The sequence below is a fragment of the Gilliamella sp. Fer4-1 genome, assembly GCF_001690515.1.
Lineage (GTDB): Bacteria > Pseudomonadota > Gammaproteobacteria > Enterobacterales > Orbaceae > Gilliamella > Gilliamella apicola_C.
In genome coordinates, this window is sequence record NZ_LZGZ01000014.1 from 1 (window position 1) to 4111 (window position 4111).

Below are 4111 nucleotides of genomic sequence, written 5' to 3' on the forward strand. Positions count from 1 at the left end.
TTTTATACTTATTTCTGTTAGCTAACTCACATTATTTTTCAGCCAATTCATCTTCTATTTAAATTAGAAAACATAAGACAATTGTAATGTTAAATAAATATGTTAACGTGCCTTATGTTGCTTTTTATCCATAAAAGCAATATTTTTTGTTAAAAAATCTATACAGAAAGTTAGAATGGTCAGTAGAAAGTTACTATGTATTTTTGAAGAAAGCTTTTAATTAAATTTGATGATATGGATGGAATTTTTATTAGTATTATTTTATACCATTAAAACAAGATAAAGTGTTTTTATACAATACATTATGCTGTTTTAATGGGGCATGTTTAATATAATGCGTAAAAAACAGCAATTTTAAGAGACTTAATTGAGATTGTTCAATATTCTGTGTCATTTCTGTAAACTAGGTATAAAAAAAGAAATGACAACTGCCCCAAGAATTTGATTTAAAAAAAGCATTAAAGTTATTACAAGATGGTCAATCGTTAATGGGTAAAGATGGCGTTTTAACGCCATTAATTAAATAGCTCACCAAAGAAGCATTATCTGCGGAGTTAGATTCTCATATTGCCAATGATATTACCCCTAATCGACGCAACGGTGAAAGTTAAAAAAACAATAAAAAACCACATCGAGCAGCTTCAAGATTGATGCACCAAGAGATAGGTATCGTTCATTTGAACCTCAACTCATCAAAAAAATCAGGAAACATTAATCGATGAAATTGGGCAAAAAACTGAGTATATATGCGCTGGGGATGAGCTATAAAGGAATTAGCCAACATATTGAAGAGATTTATGCTTTTCGTGCCTCTCCTGCAATCTTAACCGTCATTACAGATAAAATCATTCTCGAATTGCGATGATGGCAACAACGATCACTAGAGTCGATTTATGCGTTTATTTTGATGGATGTAATCCATTATAAAGTAAAAGAAAATGGGATTTATCATAACAAGACTGCTTATTCTGTACTCGCCCTTAATTTAGCGGGAAAAAGGACGTATTTAGGTTTATATTTATCTGAAAACGAAGAGGCACATTTTTGGTTATCTTTTTTGGTCTATTTGCAAAACAGAGGGTTAAATGACATCTTAAGCGCTTGTGTTGATGGCTGGGTTGGTTTTTCTGAAGCGATGAATACCATTTACCCACAAACAGTAGTTCAGCTTTGCGTTATTCATCAAATTTGCCATTCAATTAAGTATGTTGCTTCTAAGCATCATGAAGCCTTTATGAGTGATTTGAAACCTGTCTACAAGACAATGTCTCGTGATGTGGCAATTGATGCGTTAAATGAACTTGAGCGAATATGGGGCGATAAGTATTTAATAGTCATCCCATCGTGGTGCCGTAAATGAAATAATTTATCGGCTTATTTCCGATATTCTGAGCCCATTCATTGACAATTTCGCAAATTAACAAAGACCAAAAACGGTGTTCCTAATGAAAATAACTTGCTCAGGCCGCTGTATTTGGGATTGCAAAATGCGGAAAAATGAACAACATCAATCCAAAATTGGAATTTATCATTGTCAAAATTGATGATATTTCCCCCTAATCGTCTTGATAAGGTACTCTCTTTGTAGATTAAACTGACAAGAATTATGAAAAATTTCGTTTTTAGGATAGTGATTTTTGCCCCCATTATCAGTGTTGCTTGCTTTAAAATATCGTTTTCCATACGGCATTTTCTAAGCGCTTTGCGCAAAGCTATCAACTCTTGTTCTTGCAGACGGCGATTATCTTTTGTTTCAAATGCGCCACTTTGACTGGCTTGCGTTATCTAATGGTCCAATGCTGATGGCAAATCAAGTTCTGCAACGATTTCACTACGTAATTTACCGTGTTAATATGTTAACGCTGACCATTTGGTGTTTAAAATCATCATTACATGTTCGTTTTTTTCGTTTACTCTTATTCATATTAGATCCTTTTTTAATTGTGATAAGTTTACTTTATCCCCTTAAAAAAGTTGAATGATTTAGTGTAGCCTATGCAAAGTTTATTTTGGAAGCTGACAGTTGGAAACTTAGCGATTTGAAGGTTAACGGTTTGGAATATATCAACTCATACCTTATAAAAATTACTTGGGACATTGTGCCAACCCTTTTTTGTGTATTTACTGTGCCGAAAGAAGGTTTTATTAACTATTTTGAAAGAGGAGTTAGTTGCCTGTAAATTTAGTTGATTTTGGGGTTAATGAGCAAGCATTTAGCATATATAATTTTAGTTGTTTGTAAGCTAACAAGATAATCAATTTTTTGTTTTCTCCCCAATATAACTGTACGTTCTATTGTTATTCAAATATTGCACTAAAATGTTACTTAATCAAAGCCAAAGTTAGCTAAAACCGAATGGTAGTGAATAAAAGAGGTATTAACATTTGTGCCGATCAATTATTGAGCGAATTATAATAATTATTTAATAAAATCATTTACTGATAACTAATAGTTATAATCTGTTTTTGGTTATTTACAAACTACCTATTTTATTTATAATTTTGTTTATTAACACTTATCGTTTTTATGTAGAAAATCCAAAAGCATTTAAAACGACTAAATTAAGGAATAACTCATACCATTTGTAAATGAATATGCCTCAGACGAAGAGTCAGATAAATGGAATAAGTACAATCAGAGGGATACAAATATGTCTGAACTATTAGATAGTTTTGGCGTTCATTAGTTATTTGGTGTATGGATAAAACATGAAGGAATTAGTTATGTGATTGTTTGTGTGCTGAATTGTGAATAGCTATTCGGGTATACTTGACCTAATCGCTAAGTAGATATTTATCCTGAATATCAATTTCTTGTTGTTTTGCCAACTATGTCAAAGGAGGAGCTGTTAGCCATTTTGAAAGACATGTTAACGGTCTATGAAAGTGGTTAAATTAGAGATAATTTAGAATCTAGAGTGAAAGCACTTATTAAGTTTGATTTCTAGCACGTTATAAACCAACAGATAATCGATATATTATATTAGAGGTATAGGAAAATATGGTGGGATTTACTAAAGAAGAAGCGGAAAAACAATTAGTTCAAATTAATGATGCAGATGGATTACGTAATTTAATACAGCAACTAGATATTAATACTCATGGTAAAACGACAATTCTCTACTCAGGTGTACTAGATTCTGGGACACATACATCAGAGATTATCGCTACATTAAAAAATAACTCTACTCTTCGTCTCATTGATAATACTGAGGCTGCTAAATTTTTATCTGAGGCTTTGGTAAATGGTTCACCTTTAAATCTGAAGTTAAAACAGATATTTGGTGAAAATGAACAGAATCAGTTATCTAACCAAGCATATGAATTCCTTTATGGAACCAATATTAATGGTGTCCGCCAACCCAATGGTGCATACGATACTATTTCTGAACGGTTTGTTGATGCCACAGTCGGTGATGTTCGTGTAATTGGTGGATTTGAAATGAACCCTAGGGATGTTTTTGGTGCAACTGATCTACCGGCATTATTGAATAATCAAAAGGTGACATCAGTCAATGGTCTTCCAATATCAGAATTAAATTCTTTAGCAAAAGAAAAAGGAGTTAATACTGTTTTTAAGCATATTAAAAATATTGCTGGTTTGGATGCAGCAGGAACTACGTTAGCACCAAATAATGTTGAACCTTGGTTACAACTTAGTGATTCTGACGGAAATTTGCATAATGATAATATTAATAACCTTAAAAATGCTTATCTCAATTTATCGCCAGAAATGCAGAAAAGTGTTTATCAAACTTCTACCTATTTAGCATCAACAGGTAAAATATTCGAGATGCGCATTCGTATTTTGGGCTATATTATGACGGGCGTTGGGCTTGTTGACGCATCATTAAGAGCTCAGGCTGCACTTGATAGAGGGGATGTTGATGAAGCAAGAGGAATTTTGCTTGAGTTTGGTGTTAAAACGCTTACTAGCAATATACTAGGGTCATTGGTTGGATCTGTTGCCACTAGTATTGCTTTGGGACTTGGCGCACCAGCTTTAGGTGCTATCGGTATCGGTTTTGGTGCGGCGGCGGCGGCTGGTATGCTCTCTGATAAGGTAATAGACGAGTTTGCTCATCTATTTCGAGATAAAGATAAGAATGGA

The 4111-nt window shown here is 33.2% G+C and carries 2 pseudogenes; both read left to right on the forward strand.

What is annotated here, in order from left to right:
• The first annotated feature begins 428 nt into the window (after window positions 1-428).
• Window positions 429-1588: pseudogene (locus A9G30_RS00345) on the forward strand (IS256 family transposase).
• A 1413-nt stretch (window positions 1589-3001) separates the two neighbouring features.
• Window positions 3002-4111, forward strand: a pseudogene (locus A9G30_RS00355) (hypothetical protein); the annotation flags it as partial.